This is a genomic window from Frankia sp. CcWB2, assembly GCF_977927585.1.
In genome coordinates this window covers 2157-2976 of record NZ_CDWRCM010000334.1, presented here as the reverse complement: position 1 = coordinate 2976, position 820 = coordinate 2157, and the positions used below count along the sequence as shown (strand labels likewise).

Genomic DNA, 820 nt, shown 5'->3' with positions numbered 1-820 from the left:
TTACTTCATTACGTCCCCTGAGGAGGTTTCCGTGACGGAACCGAAAGACCGGCCCGGGGGTCACAAGACCCTGGCGGTGAAATTGCCGAACGCCCTGCACGCCCAGCTTGAGCTGATCGTGCGGGTGGACGGTTCCACCATGGGAGCGGCGCTGTTGGCCGCCGCCGAGTTTTACGTGGAGGCCAAGCGATCCGCGCCGGACTTCGCGGAGAAGGCTCAGGCGGTGATCGCCGAAGCCGAAGCCCAGGCCGCGGCGGCCCGCCAGGCGGTGGAGGCGCTACTGCTTCCGGGGACGCCCGGCGGGCCGGAAAAGCCCGGATCTCGGAGCAAGTGAGGTAGCCGAAAGGGCTACGTCGCGCGGGCGGGCCGGGGGAGGTGCGCATTCGCGTACTTCCCCCGGCTCTCAACACCTTGTTTTTGGCTGTGCAAAGCTGAAAAATGGGCGTCCTAACCTGTGTCAATTCCTGGAAGAATAACGGGGATTTCGGGCGGGAATTGACATAGGATGGGGCCGGAAAAACGGCCATTTCCTTCACTGGGAAGAATGACCCTCAAGGAAAGGAGTATTTATGGAAGAGGTGCATGAGAATGAAGTACGAGTTGATCGCCCGAGCGCGGTAATCTACCTGCGCACCGCCTCCGAGGGGGCGGGCGGCAAAGAATCCCTTGAGCTATAGCGCCAGGCCTGCGAGCAAGCGGCGCGGGAGCTGGGAATGACCGTAGTGTGGGTTTACGCGGACCAAGGCTCCCGCGCTTTCCGGGACCGTCCGGGCCTGCGTTCTATGCTGAGTCTTGTAGCTAAGGAGTCGAAATGAAATAA

At 61.7% G+C, this 820-nt stretch carries 1 protein-coding gene; it reads left to right on the top strand.

The features are described 5' to 3' along the window. Positions 1 to 31: 31 nt before the first annotated feature. On the top strand, positions 32 to 334 hold the full coding sequence (locus ACY45C_RS21320) for a hypothetical protein (protein WP_462189336.1): 303 nt from the start codon (positions 32 to 34) through the stop codon (positions 332 to 334). Positions 335 to 820: the final 486 nt, after the last annotated feature.